The following is a 1,950-nucleotide window of genomic DNA, read 5'->3' on the forward strand; positions in this document are numbered from 1 at the left end:
GTCGCCGCTGCTGTCCATCCGGCTCGCTACCTCTCGGGTTGCGTCATCGAAGAGTCCCATATCTGTGGATCACCTCAAGGGGTCGTCACGAAGCGGCGAGCAAGGTCGTTATCCAGACCGCGACCACGATCGGGGAAGTCACTCGCGTTCAGTTTCGAGTACGGATATACGAACGCGATGTTGGCGTTGATGAACGCCCCCTTACTGCCCGCGTCGGCCAGCCCGCTCCAGACCGACGCCGGCACGCCGTCGTACTGGTAGATGGCGTCGGCACCGTCACGCAAGTAGCGGACGGAGAGTTCAGACTCACCAAAATCGTACAGTGCCGAGTGGACGTTTGAACTCGAGAACGACGACTGTGGCATCGTGTCGATCGGCGCACGGATGTCGACCGGCGGGGTCGCCGGCCGCTCGTTGGTCGGGTCGTGCTCGATCGCGATGCTCATCGACGCCCTCGCTGCTGGTTCAGTGCCTCGTGAATCGCGCCGCCGACCTCCGACTGTTTGAACTCGCGGGAGTCGGAAGGGACCTCGTCACCATCGTCGCCGCCGAACGACGCTGTCGCAGTTGGGATACCAGCCATCGCGCCTGAATCGCGTGCCCACACTGCCATGTAGGCCGCATCNCCATCGTCGCCGCCGAACGACGCTGTCGCAGTTGGGATACCAGCCATCGCGCCTGAATCGCGTGCCCACACTGCCATGTAGGCCGCATCCAGGAGGTCCGGCGAGCGACCCAGACGGTCTTTGAGCTTCGACTTCGACGTCAGTTTCAGGACGTCCGCACCGTTGTGACCGCGCGAGGCCATGTGACGCTCCTCGAACTCGAGTGTCCGAGAGGCGACAAGTAACTCTTCGCGAAGTTTGCGGTCGTCGATCGACCCACCGTCACGGAGCCACTGGCCCAGGAGCGCCAGCCCCTCTGCCCAGCGGTCGTAGAACTCTGTCTCGTTCTCGGGTGTACCGCCGGCGTTNCCCTTCCCCGACCGCGTCGACCGGGATTGGGTGGTCGTCCCACTGTTCGAGGATCCCCGCCAGTTCATCGGCCTGCTCGACGTGGTTCGTCCCCTTCTCAGCGTAGTGAGTTCGCAGACGGTCGCCGTGAATACCCATCGCGACAGTTCGGTCCCCAGACCGGGCAACGTCGATCCCAGTCCCCTCAGGGGTGACAGTGTCGGTCTCGGGCGTGCGATCCCATGCCTCCTCGACATCCCCACGCGAAAACGGGCGATGGGCGCTGGCCCCTTCCGGCGGGATCCCGCCGGCACGCCGACGGTACCAGCGCGAGTCGAGATCGTCTCGGCGTTCGTGTGCCGTGCGTGCCTTCTCGATGCCAGGCCAAGGCTCAGCGTTCCACGCTTCCCAGTCCTCTTTGATCGTCTCGAGGNCGACTTTGACGTTGTGGCTATCGAAACTCGAGAACTGGATGGTGTGCCACCGATCGCTTTCCATCTTCTCGTAGACGACATTTGACTCGTCTTCCGGCGGGTTTGCGACTGCGAGCATCCGGTCGTTCGAGTCCGTGACCGTCGACCCGGCGCTGTCGAAGTGCTCCGGCGTGATGTAGGGCTTGTCCGCCTCCTCGATGACGACCATCATGTTCTTGGCGTGGCGGCCCTCGAGTTCCGACGGATCCCGCGGGCTGACGATCTTCGCATACCACTCGTCGTCGATCCGGAGCTCGGGCTGGCCACCGTCTCGAGCCTCACCAGGCAGGCCGACGCGCGCCTTCGCCTTCCGGTGGAGAGCCTTCATCGGCCGCCAGGCCGCATCGACGAACTGCGAGTAGGATCCCGACGTCCCCATGACGGTTGCGTCGAGGTTCGTCTCCAAGTAGGCGAGAACTACGACCGCAACCGTGTACGACTTTCCGACACCGTTTCCCGAGACAACGATGATCCGCTTGTAGTCGGTGAGGGCGCGAAGGACCTTCTTCTGCGTCTCAGCCAAC

1 protein-coding gene is annotated in these 1,950 nt (G+C 63.5%); it reads right to left on the minus strand.

Translation table 11 applies throughout. From position 1 onward, the window contains the following. Window positions 1-74: 74 nt before the first annotated feature. On the minus strand, window positions 75-446 hold the full coding sequence (locus C484_RS00665; RefSeq protein WP_006824051.1) for a KTSC domain-containing protein: 372 nt from the start codon (window positions 444-446) through the stop codon (window positions 75-77). Window positions 447-1,950 lie beyond the last annotated feature (1,504 nt).

It is taken from the genome of Natrialba taiwanensis DSM 12281 (assembly GCF_000337595.1).
Taxonomy (GTDB): Archaea; Halobacteriota; Halobacteria; order Halobacteriales; family Natrialbaceae; genus Natrialba; species Natrialba taiwanensis.

Excerpts from the sequence above, each read along its gene's own strand:
- C484_RS00665 (WP_006824051.1), bottom strand. The coding sequence starts at position 446 with ATGAGCATCGCGATCGAGCACGACCCGACCAACGAGCGGCCGGCGACC.